Source organism: Streptomyces sp. NRRL B-1140, from assembly GCF_001280065.1.
Taxonomy (GTDB): Bacteria; Actinomycetota; Actinomycetes; order Streptomycetales; family Streptomycetaceae; genus Streptomyces.
Window position 1 is genome coordinate 170,183 of record NZ_LGEA01000025.1, and the last position, 15,088, is coordinate 185,270.

Sequence of the window (15,088 nt, forward strand, 5' to 3'; positions counted from 1 at the left end):
TCCTTAGGAACACCCGTGTCCGTATCGACCTCACCGCAGCCCGCGGACGTCGCCCCCGCGCCCGCACCCTTCCTCGACGTACGCGACCTGAGGGTGCACTTCCCGACCGAGGACGGCCTCGTCAAGTCCGTCGACGGCGTCTCCTTCACCCTGGAGAAGGGCCAGACCCTCGGCATCGTCGGCGAGTCCGGATCCGGCAAGTCGGTGACCTCACTGGCCCTGCTGGGACTCCATAAGGGCACCCGCGCCCAGGTGTCCGGCGAGATCTGGCTGGAGGGCAGGGAGCTCGTGGCCCTGCCCGAGGCCGGGATGCGCGCCCTGCGCGGCCGTACCGTCTCCATGATCTTCCAGGACCCGCTGTCCGCGCTGCATCCCTTCTTCACCGTCGGCTCCCAGATCGCCGAGGCCTACCGGGTGCACCACAAGGTCTCCAAGAAGGAGGCGAGGGACCGCGCGGTCGAGATGCTGAAGCGAGTCGGCATCCCGCAGCCCGAGCGCCGAGTCGGGGACTACCCGCACCAGTTCTCCGGCGGTATGCGCCAGCGCGCCATGATCGCCATGTCGCTGGTGTGCGACCCGGCCCTCCTCATCGCCGACGAGCCCACCACCGCCCTGGACGTCACCGTCCAGGCGCAGATCCTGGACCTGATCCGCGACCTCCAGGAAGAGTTCGGCTCCGCCGTCGTCATCATCACGCACGACCTCGGCGTGGTCTCCGACGTCGCCGACGACATCCTGGTGATGTACGGCGGGCGCCGCATCGAGTACGGCACCACCCGTGAGGTGCTCAAGCAGCCCCAGCACCCCTACACCTGGGGCCTGTTGCAGTCGATGCCGCACCTCGGCGGCGACGTCGGCGAGCGGCTCAACCCGATCCCCGGCACCCCGCCGAGCCTGATCAACCTGCCGGACGGCTGCGCCTTCCACCCCCGCTGCGCCTACAAGGGCTGGGCGACGGAGGGCCGTTGCACGGCGGAACGGCCCGAACTGCGACTCGTCTCCGGCAGCGAACGGCACCTCGCCGCCTGCCATCTCAGCGATGACGCGAAGCAGGAGATCCGCGGCGGGGCCGGTCCGGACGACCGGGACGCCGCGGCAGCACGGGCCGCGCGATGACGGCGGCGGACGAAAGGGACCATGCCGTGAGCACCACCGAGCCCCGCACCGGGCAGAGCACCGACCGCCCCGGCGGCGAGAACTCCGGCGAGCACCTGCTGGAGGTACGCGGTCTGCGGAAGCACTTCCCGATCCGGCAGGGCATCATCTTCCAACGGCAGATCGGAGCCGTCCGCGCCGTCGACGGCATCGACTTCTCGGTCGGCCCCGGCGAGTCGCTGGGCCTGGTCGGCGAGTCCGGCTGCGGGAAGTCCACCACCGGCCGTCTGATCACCCGGCTGCTCGAACCCACCGGCGGGTCCGTCGTGTTCGACGGCGAGGACATCACGCACCGACCCGCCGCGCGGATGAAGGAGGCCCGCCGCAACCTCCAGATGATCTTCCAGGACCCCTACTCGTCGCTGAACCCCCGGCACACCGTCGGCACCATCATCGAGACGCCGATGCGGCTCAACGGCATCAACCCGCCCCAGGGTCACAAGAAGCGCGCCCAGGAACTCCTGGAGACGGTCGGGCTCAACCCCGAGCACTACAACCGCTACCCGAACGAGTTCTCCGGCGGTCAGCGCCAGCGCATCGGCATCGCCCGCGCCCTCGCCCTCAGGCCGAAGCTGATCGTGGCGGACGAGCCCGTCTCCGCGCTGGACGTCTCCATCCAGGCGCAGGTCGTCAACCTGCTTCAGGACCTCCAGCGGGAGTTCGGCATCGCCTTCGTCTTCATCGCCCACGACCTGGCCGTCGTACGGCACTTCTCCGAGCGGGTCGCCGTCATGTACCTCGGAAAGATCGTCGAGGTCGCCGACCGGGAGTCGCTCTACACGCGGCCACGGCACCCCTACACGCACGCGCTGCTGTCCGCCGTACCCGAGGCCGACCCGGATGCCGTCGGACGGCGGGAACGCATCCGGCTGGCCGGGGACGTGCCCTCCCCGATCGACCCGCCCTCCGGCTGCCGCTTCCGCACCCGCTGCTGGAAGGCGCAGGACAAGTGCGCCCTGGAGGAGCCGGCGCTGGTGCGCGTCGAGGGCAGCCCCTCGGGGCATCTGACCGCCTGCCACTTCCCCGAGGAGCCGTCCGTCACCGCACGCGAGGAGGACATCGTCCTGGACCCGGCTCTCGGCTAGGTCGTGTACGGGCAGGCCGGCCGGGACGTACTGCGGCCTCAGGCGGGCCATCCGTGCGCCGAGCGGCGCAGCGCCCGGCCCGCCTGCGCGGTCACGGGGGCGCCGTGACCGAAGCAGGCCACGTCCGGGTCCAGTCCGGCCAGGCGCAGGCAGGCCGCGAGGACCTGTGCGCGATCGAGGTTGAACACGCCGGGCATCACGGCGCCGTCGACGGGCGAGGCGGCGACCGTGTCACCCGTGAACAGCACGCCGTGCCGCGGGAGATGGAGCGCGATGCTGCCGTGTGTGTGCCCCGGCACGTGCACGATCCGCGCCCCGCCGCCCAGGTCCAGCACGTCACCGTCCGACACTTCGGTGACCTCCCGCGGCCGGATGACGTCACCTGCGGGCAGAAGCCTCACCGCCTGCTCGTGCAGCGGCCGCTCCCACTCCTCGAACACCGGCTGCGGACCCGGGGCTTCGCCCCGCACGAAAGGTGCGTCCAGCCGGTGGACGAGCACCTCGGCGCCGCTGAGCACGGCGAACTCGGCCGCCCCGCCGGCGTGGTCCTCGTGGAAGTGGGTGAGCACGATCCGCCGCACGTCCCGGGGATGCATGCCCAGGGCCGTCACCGCCTCGGCGATCGGGGCGCCTGAGCCGGGCGGCCCGGCGTCGACCAGGGTCAGTTCGCCGTCGTCGTGCCAGAGGTAGGCCTGGCCGACCGGGAAGCGCAGCAGGTGCAGACGGGGGAACAGCTCGATGACATCCATGGGAGGACCGTAGGAAAGGCCCCCGTCCGCGGACGAGGGCCTTCTGCCGAGGGCAGAGCGCGGTCAGCTCGCGGCGTAGTTGCGCAGGAACAGCGCCTCCGCCACCGACAGCCGCTCCAGTTCCTCGGGGGACACGCTCTCGTTCACCGCATGGATCTGCGCCTCCGGCTCGCTCAGCCCGATGAGGAGGATCTCCGCACGCGGGTACAGCGCGGCCAGCGTGTTGCACAGCGGGATGGAGCCGCCCTGCCCCGCGTACTGCATCTCCTGACCCGGGTAGGCCACCGCCATCGCGGCCGCCATGGCCTGGTACGCCGGGCTGGTGGTGTCCGCCCGGAAGGGCTGGCCCTGGCCGATCTGCTCGGTGCTCACCCGCGCACCCCACGGCGTGTGCGCTTCCAGGTGCGCCTGGAGCAGCTTGGTCGCCTCGCCCGCGTCCACGCCCGGCGGCACGCGCAGGCTGATCAGCGCGCGGGCACCGGCCTGCACGGACGGGGTGGCGCCGACCACGGGCGGGCAGTCGATGCCGAGGACCGTGACGGCGGGGCGCGCCCAGATGCGGTCCGCGACCGTCCCGGACCCGATCAACCCGACACCGTCCAGCACCTTGGCGTCCTGCCGGAACTGCTCCTCGTCGTACTGCAGTCCGTCCCAGCCCGCGTCGGCGGAGAGCCCCTCGACGGTCGTCGAGCCGTCCTCGGCGCGCAGCGAGTCCAGCACGCGGATCAGCGCGGCCAGCGCGTCGGGTGCGGCACCGCCGAACTGGCCCGAGTGCAGATTGCCCGCGAGGGTGTCGACCTGGACGCGCACCATCGTCATGCCGCGCAGGGTGGAGGTGACGGTCGGCAGGCCGACGCGGAAGTTGCCCGTGTCGCCGATGACGATGGTGTCCGCCTCCAGCAGCCCGGGGTGCTCCTCGGCGTACCGCTCCAGACCGCCGGTGCCCATCTCCTCCGAGCCCTCGGCGATCACCTTCACATGCACCGGCACACCGCCGTTCGCCCTCAGTGCGCGCAGCGCCAGGAGGTGCATGACCAAGCCGCCCTTGCAGTCGGCGGCTCCGCGCCCGTACCAGCGACCGTCCCGCTCGGTCAGTTCGAAGGGCGGCGTCGTCCAGGCGGCCTCGTCCAGCGGAGGCTGTACGTCGTAGTGGGCGTAGAGCAGGACGGTCTTCGCGCCCTCGGGGCCGGGCAGGTAGCCGTAGACCGACTGCGTGCCGTCGGGGGTGTCGAGCAGGGCCACGTCCTCGAAGCCCTCGGCGGCGAGAGCGTCGGCGACCCAGCGGGCGGCGCCCTCGCTCTCGCTCCTGGGGAACTGGTCGAAGTCCGCCACCGACCGGAAGGCCACCAGTTCGGTGAGCTCCTGCTTCGCCCTGGGCATCAGCGAGGCGACGGTCTCGGCGACCGGATTCGACGACATGGGCACGCTCCTCGTGGGTGCGACGTTGTAAGGATGCGTACCTCTCGGTACGCATGATCGTGTGGTGCGGGCGCGTCCCTGTGTAAGGGCCACCCACGCTGCCGATCCTCCCACAGCGGCCTGCGGTGACCGCCGCCGTAGGATGCGGGAGACAGCGGCAGGCGGCTTTGATCGGGAGCAACAGACCATCGTGAGCAGCGAGAACTCTTCGGCGGACGACGTGCGGCAGGTGTGGGACGTCGTCGTGGTGGGCGCGGGACCCGCGGGCGCTTCGGCCGCGTACGCGGCGGCGGTGGCCGGCAGACGCGTGCTGTTGCTGGAGAAGGCGGAGCTGCCGCGGTACAAGACGTGCGGCGGGGGCATCATCGGCCCCTCGCGCGACGCCCTGCCGCCCGGCTTCGAGCTGCCGCTCAGGGACCGGGTGCACGCCGTGACGTTCTCCAGCAACGGCCGCTTCACGCGCACGCGCCGCTCCAAGCAGATGCTCTTCGGGCTGATCAACCGGCCCGAGTTCGACCAGCAGCTGGTCGAGCACGCACAGAAGGCGGGCGCCGAGCTGCGCACGGGCGTCACCGTCCAGCGGGTCGAGCAGCACGGCTCGACGGTGCCGGACCGGCGCATGGTCGCCGTAGTCCTGCAGGGCGGCGAGGTCGTGCTCGCACGGGCCGTCGTCGGGGCGGACGGCAGCGCCAGCCGGATAGGGGCGCACGTCGGGGTCAAACTCGACCAGGTCGATCTCGGCCTGGAGGCGGAGATCCCGGTGCCGGACACCGTCGCGGAGGACTGGAAGGGCCGGGTTCTCATCGACTGGGGCCCCATGCCCGGCAGTTACGGCTGGGTGTTCCCCAAGGGCGACACCCTGACGGTCGGGGTCATCTCGGCCCGGGGCGAAGGCGCCGCGACCAAGCGGTACTTGGAGGAGTTCATCGGCCGGCTGGGTCTCGCGGGGTTCGAACCGGGCCTCTCCTCGGGGCACCTGACCCGCTGCCGCGCCGACGACTCGCCGCTCTCGCGCGGGCGGGTGCTGGTGTGCGGTGACGCGGCGGGGCTGCTGGAGCCGTGGACCCGGGAGGGCATCTCCTTCGCGCTGCGCTCCGGCCGTCTCGCGGGGGAGTGGGCGGTGCGGATCGCCGAGGCCCACGACGCCGTGGACACGCGCCGGCAGGCCCTCAACTACGCGTTCGCGATCAAGGCGGGCCTCGGGGTGGAGATGAGCGTCGGCAGGCGGCTGCTGACGGTGTTCGAGCGCCGTCCCGGGTTGTTCCACGCGGCGCTGACGGGCTTCCGGCCGGCGTGGAGGGCGTTCAAGGAGATCACGCAGGGCAGGACGTCGCTGGGCGAGATCGTCCGCACCTACCCGGTGGCCCAGCGGGCCCTGACCGCGCTGGACCGGCGTCCCGCAGCGAGCGGCGAGGCCACCCCGGCGGAGTGATCGGACCGCCCGCGGCCCGCACGCGGTGATCAGCCTTTCACGGTGATCTCGAAGACCGGGTGGTCCGGTGCGATGCGGCGCAGCTGGTCGTCCGAGGAGTCGGGCCCGACGCCGTTGAAGAAGACCCCTACCTCCGCCTTCCAGCGCTGGAGGTAGGCGCGCAGGATCGGGGTCTTGTCGTCGTCGCCCACCTCGGCCGCGGTGAAGGTGTCCACGTGCTTGCCGAGGTGCAGTTCACCGCCGCCCGCGGCGCGCATGTTGTGCGTCCACTGCACATGTCCGCGGGGGGCGACCAGATACTGCTTGCCGCCCAGGGTCAGCAGGTTGACCGGGGTGGTGCGCCACTGACCGCTCTTGCGGCCGCGGACGGCGAGGAGCCGGGAGCCCCAGACGCTGATGCCGCGGCGGGTCAGCCAGGCCACGGAGCGATTGAGGACGTTGACGGTGAACCAGCCGGGCTTCTGGACGTGCGTGGACATCGGGCCCCCTCGGGTGGTGGCGAAGCGGTGCTCCCTCTTGTGAGCACTGCTCTCGCTCTGCTGTCAGTCTGCACGAGACCGGCACGGGGGAGCAAGAGCATTGCTCTCGTTTTGATGCGCCGCTCTCATATGTGTGCGGTGATCTGGCTCGTGGGAGACTGCCGCCATGAGCACCGCACACGGCGCCCGTGCCCGGGCCAGGATCGAAGTGACCGCGGCCATCAAGGACGAGGCTCGCAGACAACTCGCGGCGGAGGGCGCCGCCCGGCTCTCCCTGCGGGCCGTCGCCCGTGAACTGGGCATGGTCTCCTCCGCGCTGTACCGGTACTTCCCCAGCCGTGACGACCTGCTCACCGCACTCATCATCGACGCCTACGACTCTCTCGGCGAGAGCGCCGAGGCCGCCGACGAGGCGGCGGCCGGCCCCTTCGAGCGCTGGATCGCCGTCTGCCGGGCGGTGCGACGCTGGGCGCTGGACCATCCGCACGAGTACGCGCTGATCTACGGATCGCCCGTGCCCGGGTATACGGCCCCCGAGGTCACCGTCCCGGCCGCCGCCCGCGTCGGCCTCCTGTTCATCGCCATCACGCGCGACGCCCACCACGGTCCGGGCCTCGCCCCCACCTCCCTGCCGGCCGACCTCCGGCCGGATGCCGAGCGGATGACCGCCGACCTCGCCCCGGATCTCCCCCCGGAGGTCGTGACCGCACTCGTCGCGGCCTGGGCCCAGCTCTACGGGCTGGTCGGCTTCGAATTGTTCGGCCAGTTCAACCGGGTGGTGGAGAACCGCGAGACGTTCTTCCGGCACGCGGCGGAGCAACTGGCCAGGGGGGTGGGGCTGGTGCCCGGGTCCGTATAGGCCACCGGTCCGGCGGACGGGCGTACTTCCCGGGAGTACGCAGTCGTCAGCCCGCTCGCCGCGAAGGCCCACGTCAGCCGGACGATGGTGAAGCCCGGCGCTCGCGACCGGGCCCAACTGGTGGTGCGCGCCTACGAGTCGGGGCTGGTGCGACCGGGCCGGCTGGGCTCGTCGGATTTGCGGAACCGGAGCAGCACGCTGACGACCCGGGCCGCGAAGAGCACCGGCGCGAGCACCAGAGCGGCCCGCACCAGCAAGCGCTCCGCCGTCTCGGGCAGGTCGAAGACCACCGCGGGCCCGGCCACGGCCCCGAAGACCACCGCCGCCGCGAAGGCCGCACTGCACAGCGCGTACCCGATCTCGACGGTGATGGCATCCCGTTCGGCCTGACTGCGCCGTCCCCCGTGACTGGTCATGCCGCGAGTCAAACAGGGGTGCGCCCGGCGGGCAAGGCGGCCCGCCGGGCGCACGGTCGGAGGCGCCCCCCGGTCGCGCTAGTCGCGTACGGCGACGCGCTCCGCCTCCTCGGGGATGGACTTGGCGACGACGACGGACGGCCCGGCGGACGGCCGGCCCCGGCGAGGACGCAGACCCGTGAGGGTGATCAGCAGTCCGGCGAGGGCGACGAGCGTCACGACCAGCAGGCCGGGCCGGTAACTGTCGAGGACGGCCTGCGGGGAGGGGTGGGCGCCCCCGGGGGCGTTCGCGGTCACCACCGCCGTCACCACGGCGAGGAAGATGGCGCCACCGACCTGGACCGATGTGTTGAGCAGCCCGGAGACCATGCCCTGCTCGTGTTCGCCGACGCCGTTGGTGGCCTGGACGTTGAGGGAGGGGAAGGTCAGCGCGAAACCGGAGCCGACCAGCACCATCGTCGGCAGGATCACCGCCGCGTAGGCCGGGTCGAGGTCGATGCGCAGGAAGAGCACGTACCCGGTGACCATCAGGGCGAAGCCCAGCACCATCAGCCGGGCCGTGCCGAACCGGTCGATGACGGATCCGACCTTCGTCGCGGAGAGCGCCACCAGAGCGCCCGCCGGAAGGAAGGCAAGGGCCGTGTGCAGCGCGGACCAGCCGAGCAGCTGCTGCATGTACAGGGTCACCAAGAACTGGAAGCCGATGTAGCTTCCGACGAACGTCAGCGCACCCAGCTGGGCCCGCACCTGAGGCCCGGAGCGCAGCACGCCGAGCCGGATCAGAGGACTGGGGCTGCGCCGCTCGACGGCGATGAAGGCCGCCAGGAGTACGGCCACGGCGGCGAAGGACAGGACGGTCCGGGCCGAGGCCCAGCCTGCCTCGGGCGCCTCGACGACGGTGAAGACGAGCAGCAGCATCGAGGCGGTGCCCAGCACGGCGCCCGGGATGTCGTAGCCGCCCCGGCCGCGCTCGCGCGCACTGCGCGGCAGCAGCTTCAGGCCCACGAACAGGGCGATCAGCGCGATCGGGGCGGGCAGGAGCATGGTGAGACGCCAACTGGCCTCCGTGAGCAGGCCGGAGAAGACCAGGCCCATGGAATAGCCGGTGGCGCCGCAGGTGGTGTAGATGGCGAGGGCGCGGTTGCGCAGCGGCCCCTCGGGGAACGTCGTGGTGATGATCGACAGGCCGGCGGGGGCGGTGAAGGCCGCGCTCAGGCCCTTGACGAAGCGGCTGGCGATCAGCAGTGGCCCCGAGTCGACGAGACCGCCGAGCAGCGAGGCGAGTGCGAAGACGCCCAGCGCCACCAGGAAGACCTGCCGCCGCCCCAGTAGGTCGGCGGCGCGTCCGCCGAGGAGCAGCAGGCCGCCGTAGCCCAGGATGTAGCCGCTGACGATCCACTGCAGTGCCGAGGTCGACAGGCCGAGGTCGGCGCCGATGGACGGCAGGGCGACGCCGACCATGGACACGTCCAGCGCGTCCAGGAACATCGCGGCGCAGAGCACGAGCAGGGTGCCCCACAGTCGCGGCGTCCAACGCCCTTCGGACGTGGGGGAGATGAGCGGAGAGGTCATGCCGCTGAGACTACATGCGTATGCATGAGATGCAAATGCATTTAATTCAGGTGCAACAATCTCGGTTCTCTGTTACGGTGCGGCGCATGACGGCTCAGCAGGCCGAGCAGGCCCTCGTGGCACGGTGGCGCGACATCCTGGCGCTGCACGCGCGGACACAGTGTGAACTCGACCGCGCGCTGCACGGCCACGGCCTGTGCGCCAGTGACTTCGAGGTGCTGGACGTCCTCGCCGGGTGCCGGACGCCGAAGGGCACGCCGTCCTACCGCGTGCAGGAGATCTCCGAGCGGGTTCATCTGAGCCAGAGCGCGCTGTCGCGGCTGATCGCCCGGCTCGAGAAGGAGGGGCTCGTCGAGCGCGGCATGTGTTCCGAGGACCGGCGCGGCGTGAAGGTCTGCCTCACCGCGAAGGGGCGCGCGTTGCACGAAGAGGTGCTTCCCGTGCAGCGCGCGGTGCTGGCGAGGATGCTCGCCGGCGACTGATCGCCCGGCGGCGTGCCCGCTCGCATCTCCGTCGGCCGAGCGACGATCGGTCGTCAGCCTCGCCGTCGGCCGGTCGCCTGGCGGGGGTCGGTCAGATCGCCGACGTCTCCCGCCACAGGGCGGCGAGCGATTGGTCACCCGTTGCGGCCGGGAGGGGCGCCCGGTTCCACAGCGCCAGGTACAACTGCTCGGCGGGCCCGGACAGTTCGCACTCGGCCTCCCCGGACGCGTCCCGTGTCGTCACCGGCGGCTCCGGCGACAGCCGGAGCGTCCACACCGCGCCGGTGTCCTCCGTGCGGATCCGCAGGACGCGCGGCTGCGGGGTGCGTACCCGGCTCCGGGAGCGGGCGTGGAAGCCGCACAGCAGTTCGTCGATACCGTCGGTCGCGAACTCCGGGGCGACGGTGGCCGGGACCCCGCCGCGCGCCGACTCCGCGTCGACCCGGTGCACCGCCGTCTCGTGCGCCTGCCGCCTGGCCCAGAAGGCCAGCGGGGACGGTGCGGGCAGGAAGGCGAAGCACTCCACGTCCGGCGAGGCTGCGGCCAGCGTGCCGACGAGGTCCCGGTGGCCGGCGCGGTACCAGGCCACGAGCTCCGCGCCGTCGAGGTCGGCGGGTTCGACCAGCGGGCGCCGCTCGGTGAGCCGCTCGGCGACGAAGGCGGCGGCCCAGCGGTGCACGGCGCCCGTGTGCCGCAGCAGGTCGCGCACCTGCCACTCGGGACAGGTCGGCACCTTCGCGTCGGTCCCGGCCTCCTCGGCGGCCGCGGCCAGCAGCCGGCCTTCCGTCTCCAGTACTCGAAGGAACTCGGCGGTCTCCATGGCGACGAGTCTGCCGCATGAAGCGCTCTCGAGGCCCGGGGATTTCCGGAGGCCGGCCGCGGTGCCTACGGCAGTGGCGTACCGCCCGTCGCGTTGACGATCTCGGCGGTGATGTACGACGCCTCCTGCGAGGCGAGGAAGACGTACGCCGGAGCCATCTCGGCGGGCTGTGCGGGCCGGCCGATCGGGGCCTGCTTGCCGAACGTCTGCGTGTCCGGCAGGGTCGCCGGAATCAGCGGCGTCCAGACCGGACCCGGCGCCACCGCGTTGACGCGGATGCCCTTCTCGATCAGCATCTGCGCCAGCCCCTGCGTGAAGGTGACGATCGCGCCCTTCGTGGTGGCGTAGTCCAGCAGGTGCGGACTGGGCTTGTACGCCTGCACGGACGTGGAGTTGATGATGCTGCCGCCCTTCGGGATGTGCGGCAGGGCCAGCTTGCACAGCCAGAACATGCCGTACAGGTTGGTGCGCAGCACCCGGTCGAACTGCTCGGTGGTGATCGCCTCGATGCCGTCCGGCTGGGACATCTGGTACGCCGCGTTGTTCACGAGCACGTCGATCCGGCCGAACTCGTCCACGGCCCGCTCGATCAGCGCCCGGCAGTTCTCCTCCTCCCGGACGTCGCACGCGACGGGCACGGCACGCCGGCCGGCCTCCTCGACGAGCCGGGCGGTCTCGGCGGCGTCGTCCTTCTCGTCATCCAGATGGGTGAACAGGACGTCGGCACCCTCGCGGGCGAACGCCAGGGCGACCGCACGGCCGATCCCGGAGTCCCCGCCGGTGATCACGGCCTTGCGGCCCTCCAGCCTGCCGCTGCCCCGGTAGGACTCCTCGCCATGGTCCGGGGGCGGGTCCATCGGGCCCGTCCAGCCGGGGTGCGGCTGGTCCTGGGAGGGAAACTCCGGCGTCGGGTGCTGCTCCTGGGGGTCCTGCTGTGCGGTCACGGGTCTGCCTCCTCGTCCTCGGGTACGGCCCGGTGATCACAACGGGCGTGGCCACGAGTACCCAGGATCACCGGCGTACCCCTGCGCGGCTCCCCGTGCTTCAGCCCGTTTCCGTCCGCCGGGCCGCCGCCTCCACCAGCGCACCCACGACCGCCGCCACCGCGGCCAGGACCGCCACGCTGGAAGAAGACGGTGAGGGCGATCCGGAGCCGGGTCGGGGAGCTGCTGTTGCCCGGCACGTCCTTGAGCGTCCGGGGTTTGTTCCTTTGCGGCACAAAATCAGGCCAGGTGGGTGCGGGGTCGAGGACAAGGTGCGACTCTGGGACGAGACCCGTCCACCGAGGAGCGGACGTATCCGCCGAAGGAGCGCAGGAGGGCACATGGGACGTGACGTGCCGGCCCTGGTGTTCACCCGGGAGGACCGCCGTCGGTACCGCGAGAAGATGCACACCGACCTCGAGGTGCTCGCCCGGATGCTCAGCGAGTCCGGCTTCGAGAGCGAGCGTCCTCAGGTCGGGCTGGAGATCGAGCTCAACCTCGTGGACGACGCCGGACTGCCCGCGATGCGCAACACCGACGTGCTCCAGGCGATCGCCGATCCCGCCTGGTCGAGCGAACTGGGCCGCTTCAACCTGGAGATCAACATCCCGCCCCGGCTGCTGACGACCGGCGGCCCGGGCTCCTGGGAGCAGGCGATCCGGGACGCCCTCAACCACGCCGAGGACCGCGCCGCCGCGGTGGGCGCGCACCTGATCATGGTCGGCATCCTGCCCACCCTCGGCGAGTCGGACGTCAGCGAGTCCGCGCTCTCCGGCGACCCCCGGTACCGCCTCCTCAACGAGCAGATCTTCGCGGCCCGCGGCGAGGACCTGCGGATCAAGGTCGACGGAGTGGAGCGCCTGTCGACCTACGCCGACACCATCACTCCCGAGGCGGCCTGCACCAGCACCCAGTTCCACCTCCAGGTCGACCCGAGGGAGTTCCCGCACTACTGGAACGCGGCCCAGGCCATCGCGGGCGTGCAGATCGCCCTCGCGGCGAACTCGCCCTTCCTGTTCGGCAAGGAGCTGTGGCGCGAGACCCGCATCCCCCTGTTCGAACAGGCCACGGACACCCGCCCCGAGGAGATCAAGGCCCAGGGCGTACGGCCCCGGGTGTGGTTCGGGGAGCGCTGGATCACCAGCGTCTTCGACCTCTTCGAGGAGAACGTGCGCTACTTCCCCGCCCTGCTGCCGCTGTGCGAGGACGCGGACCCGCAGAAGGAACTGGACAGCGGTGGTGTTCCCCAGCTGGGCGAACTGACCCTGCACAACGGCACGATCTACCGCTGGAACCGCCCCATCTACGCCGTGACCGAGAGCGGCCCCCATCTGCGCATCGAGAACCGGGTCCTGCCGGCCGGCCCCACCGTGGCCGACATCATCGCCAACGGCGCCTTCTACTACGGCCTGACCCGCGCCCTGGTCGACGAGGACCGGCCGGTGTGGTCGCGGATGTCCTTCCAGGTCGCCGAGGAGAACCTGCACACCGCTGCCCGCGACGGCATCGACGCCCGTCTGTACTGGCCCGGCGTGGGCGAAGTGCCCGTCACGGAACTGGTGTTGCGGCGTCTGCTGCCGCTGGCCCACCGGGGCCTCGAGCTGACCGGCATGGACGCCGCGTGGCGCGAGCCCCTGCTGGGCATCATCGAGCAGCGGTGCGTCACCGGCCGCAACGGCGCCTCGTGGCAGGCGGAGACGGTGCACCACCTGGAGAAGGCCGGCATCTCCGACCGGCGGGAGGCACTGCGGCAGATGACCAGGACGTACATGGACTACATGCACATGAACGCGCCCGCGCACACGTGGCCCGTGGACTGACTCACTCCTGCCGGCCGTGCCACTGCGCCGCGGTCGTCAGGGGAACGGCCGCGGGCACCTCCGCCGATGTCGTCAGCTCGATCCGGCGCCCCTCTGCCGCCGACCGCAGCAGCGCCGTCATCGTCTCCAGTACGTGCAGGGCGAGTTGGCCGTTCGCGCGCGGCGCCCGCTCACCGTCGGCCGTGAGGAAGTCGAGCAGGCCCACACCGCGGGCACCGTCCGCGTAACCCGCCGACGCAGGAAGGGTGCGCCAGCGGGTGTCGCCGAGCGCGTGGAGACGGACCTCCCCGTCGAAACGGTTCGGGTCGGGGACCGAGAGCGTGCCGCTCTCGCCGTGGACCTCGATCGGCGCGGCCGTGGTGGCCACGCCGTCGAAGCTCGTCGTGAGCGTGGTCAGCGTCCCGTTCACGTGCTCCAGCACCCCCGAGACATGGCTGTCCACCTCGACCGGTATGCGCTCACCGGCGCGCGGACCGGACCCTATGACGCGCTCGGCCCGCAGCCGCCCGGCCGCCCCCGTCACGGCACGCACCGGCCCCAGCAGATGGACCAGGGACGACAGGTAGTACGGCCCCATGTCCAGCAGAGGGCCACCGCCGGCCGTGTAGTAGAAGTCCGGGTGAGGATGCCAGCGTTCGTGGCCCGGCGTCACCATCACGGCCGAGGCGAACTGGGGGCGTCCGATGGCCCCGGCCTCCACGGCCGCCCGCGCGGTCTGAACTCCCGTGCCCAGCACGGTGTCCGGGGCGCAGCCCACCCCGCTGCCCGCCTTCGCGGCGGCCTCCAGGACGGCCCGGCCGTCCTCCAGACCCGCGGCCAGCGGCTTCTCCCCGTACACGTGCTTGCCGTGCCGGATCGCTCCGAGAGCTATCCCGGCGTGCGCCGCCGGTGTGGTCAGATTGAGCACCGTGTCGACGTCCGGGCTGCTCAGCAGCTCCTCGACCGTCAGGGCCCGGGCGCCGGGCAGTTCGGCGGCGGCCGCGGCCGACCGGGAGGCGTCGAGGTCGGCGACCGCGGTGATCCGCACCGCGGGATGGCCGGCGAGCGTGTCCAGGTACGCGCGGGAGATGACGCCGAGCCCTACGACCCCGACGCGGTGCGCGTCGCCCACAGCATGCCCCTCTCGACGATGGTGCGGACGTTGGGGTTCTCCAGCACGTCGACGCTGTGCCCGGGCGTCGTCACCACGATCCGCCCGGCACCCCACCGGCGGGTCCACACCGCCGGGGAAGTGACCGGCCGGTGCCACGGCTGCCACGGCCGGGTGGGATGCGTGGTGGTGGCCAGGACGTCGATGAGATCGTCGTGGAGCACCCAGTACTGCTCGGTGTCCAGCGTGAAGTCCTCGATGCCGGCGGTGATCGGGTGCGCGCGGCCGGCCTCGGTGAGGGTGATGCTGTGGGGCAGGAAGTTGTCCGCCGCCTCGCCCCGCCGCTCGCACGGCTCCTTGCCGGGGTGCGTGGCGAACTGGCCGCCGACCAGGTGCAGATAGTCCGAGGAGGCGCGGAAGGAGTCGGCGATGCCGCCGTGCCAGCCGGTGAAACCCGTGCCCGCCACCACCGCGGAGCTCAGGCCCGCCAGCTCCGCGCGCGTGATCTCCGACATCGTCACGCACTGCACGACAAGGTCGGTGGCGGCCATCTCGGCGTCGTCCGCGTAGATCCCGGTCGACTCCTCGACCCGGACGGCGTACCCGTTGCCGTGGAGGAAGGGCAGGAACAGTTCCGTGGTCTCGACCGGCTGATGACCTTCCCAGCCGCCTCGGACCACCAGCGCTCTCTTCTGCGTCATCGTGATCTCACTATGCGCCGGTGGCC

15 protein-coding genes and 1 pseudogene are annotated in these 15,088 nt (G+C 71.7%); 7 read left to right on the forward strand and 9 right to left on the reverse strand.

Features of this window, described 5'->3' with window-relative positions; translation table 11 throughout:
• The first annotated feature begins 15 nt into the window (after positions 1 to 15).
• Complete coding sequence (locus ADK65_RS04810) at positions 16 to 1,116, forward strand: ABC transporter ATP-binding protein (RefSeq protein WP_053668528.1); 1,101 nt, start codon at positions 16 to 18, stop codon at positions 1,114 to 1,116.
• Entirely contained in the window at positions 1,113 to 2,240 is a 1,128-nt protein-coding gene (locus tag ADK65_RS04815) for an ABC transporter ATP-binding protein (protein WP_053668529.1), read from the forward strand. The genes ADK65_RS04810 and ADK65_RS04815 overlap by 4 nt, the downstream gene beginning before the upstream one ends.
• A 38-nt stretch (positions 2,241 to 2,278) precedes the next feature.
• On the opposite strand, the gene ADK65_RS04820 is transcribed toward ADK65_RS04815, so the two are convergent.
• Positions 2,279 to 2,989, reverse strand: a complete 711-nt coding sequence (locus tag ADK65_RS04820) for an MBL fold metallo-hydrolase (protein WP_053668530.1) — start codon at positions 2,987 to 2,989, stop codon at positions 2,279 to 2,281.
• Positions 2,990 to 3,052: 63 nt separating this feature from the next.
• Complete coding sequence (locus ADK65_RS04825; RefSeq protein ID WP_053668531.1) at positions 3,053 to 4,408, reverse strand: dipeptidase; 1,356 nt, start codon at positions 4,406 to 4,408, stop codon at positions 3,053 to 3,055.
• A 190-nt stretch (positions 4,409 to 4,598) separates the two neighbouring features.
• Here ADK65_RS04825 and ADK65_RS04830 point away from each other — a divergent pair, with 190 nt between their 5' ends.
• A complete protein-coding gene (locus ADK65_RS04830) occupies positions 4,599 to 5,840 on the forward strand; it encodes a geranylgeranyl reductase family protein (RefSeq protein WP_053668532.1) in 1,242 nt (413 codons plus the stop codon).
• Between the two features lie 29 nt (positions 5,841 to 5,869).
• On the opposite strand, the gene ADK65_RS04835 is transcribed toward ADK65_RS04830, so the two are convergent.
• On the reverse strand, positions 5,870 to 6,319 hold the full coding sequence (locus ADK65_RS04835) for a nitroreductase family deazaflavin-dependent oxidoreductase (protein ID WP_053668533.1): 450 nt from the start codon (positions 6,317 to 6,319) through the stop codon (positions 5,870 to 5,872).
• Positions 6,320 to 6,485: 166 nt separating this feature from the next.
• Here ADK65_RS04835 and ADK65_RS04840 point away from each other — a divergent pair, with 166 nt between their 5' ends.
• Entirely contained in the window at positions 6,486 to 7,178 is a 693-nt protein-coding gene (locus tag ADK65_RS04840; RefSeq protein WP_053668534.1) for a TetR/AcrR family transcriptional regulator, read from the forward strand.
• 42 nt (positions 7,179 to 7,220) lie between these two features.
• Positions 7,221 to 7,346 (forward strand): annotated as a pseudogene (locus ADK65_RS36750) (DNA-binding response regulator); the annotation flags it as partial.
• On the opposite strand, the gene ADK65_RS04845 reads toward ADK65_RS36750, so the two are convergent.
• Positions 7,310 to 7,594, reverse strand: a complete 285-nt coding sequence (locus ADK65_RS04845; protein WP_053668535.1) for a DUF6332 family protein — start codon at positions 7,592 to 7,594, stop codon at positions 7,310 to 7,312. The pseudogene ADK65_RS36750 and the gene ADK65_RS04845 sit on opposite strands and share 37 nt — an antisense overlap.
• A gap of 78 nt (positions 7,595 to 7,672) precedes the next feature.
• Positions 7,673 to 9,166, reverse strand: a complete 1,494-nt coding sequence (locus ADK65_RS04850; RefSeq protein WP_053668536.1) for an MFS transporter — start codon at positions 9,164 to 9,166, stop codon at positions 7,673 to 7,675.
• An 86-nt stretch (positions 9,167 to 9,252) separates the two neighbouring features.
• Here ADK65_RS04850 and ADK65_RS04855 point away from each other — a divergent pair, with 86 nt between their 5' ends.
• Complete coding sequence (locus ADK65_RS04855; RefSeq protein ID WP_053668537.1) at positions 9,253 to 9,648, forward strand: MarR family winged helix-turn-helix transcriptional regulator; 396 nt, start codon at positions 9,253 to 9,255, stop codon at positions 9,646 to 9,648.
• Between the two features lie 91 nt (positions 9,649 to 9,739).
• Here the strand turns inward: ADK65_RS04855 and ADK65_RS04860 are convergent, their stop codons facing one another.
• Together ADK65_RS04860 and ADK65_RS04865 are read right to left on the reverse strand one after the other, a co-directional pair.
• Positions 9,740 to 10,468: a maleylpyruvate isomerase family mycothiol-dependent enzyme gene (locus ADK65_RS04860; protein ID WP_053668538.1), complete on the reverse strand. Its 729-nt coding sequence runs from the start codon at positions 10,466 to 10,468 to the stop codon at positions 9,740 to 9,742.
• A 65-nt stretch (positions 10,469 to 10,533) separates the two neighbouring features.
• Complete coding sequence (locus ADK65_RS04865) at positions 10,534 to 11,412, reverse strand: SDR family oxidoreductase (protein WP_053668539.1); 879 nt, start codon at positions 11,410 to 11,412, stop codon at positions 10,534 to 10,536.
• A 380-nt stretch (positions 11,413 to 11,792) separates the two neighbouring features.
• Between ADK65_RS04865 and ADK65_RS04870 the strand changes: the two genes are divergently transcribed.
• Positions 11,793 to 13,271: a glutamate-cysteine ligase family protein gene (locus tag ADK65_RS04870; protein ID WP_053668540.1), complete on the forward strand. Its 1,479-nt coding sequence runs from the start codon at positions 11,793 to 11,795 to the stop codon at positions 13,269 to 13,271.
• A gap of 1 nt (position 13,272) precedes the next feature.
• On the opposite strand, the gene ADK65_RS04875 is transcribed toward ADK65_RS04870, so the two are convergent.
• Together ADK65_RS04875 and ADK65_RS04880 are read right to left on the reverse strand one after the other, a co-directional pair.
• A complete protein-coding gene (locus ADK65_RS04875) occupies positions 13,273 to 14,382 on the reverse strand; it encodes a Gfo/Idh/MocA family protein (protein WP_053668541.1) in 1,110 nt (369 codons plus the stop codon).
• The gene (locus ADK65_RS04880) at positions 14,352 to 15,062 is read right to left on the reverse strand and encodes a ThuA domain-containing protein (RefSeq protein WP_053668542.1); all 711 of its coding nucleotides are present in this window, start codon (positions 15,060 to 15,062) and stop codon (positions 14,352 to 14,354) included. Before ADK65_RS04880 ends, ADK65_RS04875 begins: the two co-directional genes overlap by 31 nt.
• Positions 15,063 to 15,088: the final 26 nt, after the last annotated feature.

Excerpts from the sequence above, each read along its gene's own strand:
- ADK65_RS04815 (WP_053668529.1), top strand. The coding sequence starts at position 1,113 with ATGACGGCGGCGGACGAAAGGGACCATGCCGTGAGCACCACCGAGCCC.
- ADK65_RS04820 (WP_053668530.1), bottom strand. The coding sequence starts at position 2,989 with ATGGATGTCATCGAGCTGTTCCCCCGTCTGCACCTGCTGCGCTTCCCG.
- ADK65_RS04825 (WP_053668531.1), bottom strand. The coding sequence starts at position 4,408 with ATGTCGTCGAATCCGGTCGCCGAGACCGTCGCCTCGCTGATGCCCAGG.
- ADK65_RS04835 (WP_053668533.1), bottom strand. The coding sequence starts at position 6,319 with ATGTCCACGCACGTCCAGAAGCCCGGCTGGTTCACCGTCAACGTCCTC.
- ADK65_RS04840 (WP_053668534.1), top strand. The coding sequence starts at position 6,486 with ATGAGCACCGCACACGGCGCCCGTGCCCGGGCCAGGATCGAAGTGACC.
- ADK65_RS04845 (WP_053668535.1), bottom strand. The coding sequence starts at position 7,594 with ATGACCAGTCACGGGGGACGGCGCAGTCAGGCCGAACGGGATGCCATC.
- ADK65_RS04850 (WP_053668536.1), bottom strand. The coding sequence starts at position 9,166 with ATGACCTCTCCGCTCATCTCCCCCACGTCCGAAGGGCGTTGGACGCCG.
- ADK65_RS04855 (WP_053668537.1), top strand. The coding sequence starts at position 9,253 with ATGACGGCTCAGCAGGCCGAGCAGGCCCTCGTGGCACGGTGGCGCGAC.
- ADK65_RS04860 (WP_053668538.1), bottom strand. The coding sequence starts at position 10,468 with ATGGAGACCGCCGAGTTCCTTCGAGTACTGGAGACGGAAGGCCGGCTG.
- ADK65_RS04870 (WP_053668540.1), top strand. The coding sequence starts at position 11,793 with ATGGGACGTGACGTGCCGGCCCTGGTGTTCACCCGGGAGGACCGCCGT.
- ADK65_RS04880 (WP_053668542.1), bottom strand. The coding sequence starts at position 15,062 with ATGACGCAGAAGAGAGCGCTGGTGGTCCGAGGCGGCTGGGAAGGTCAT.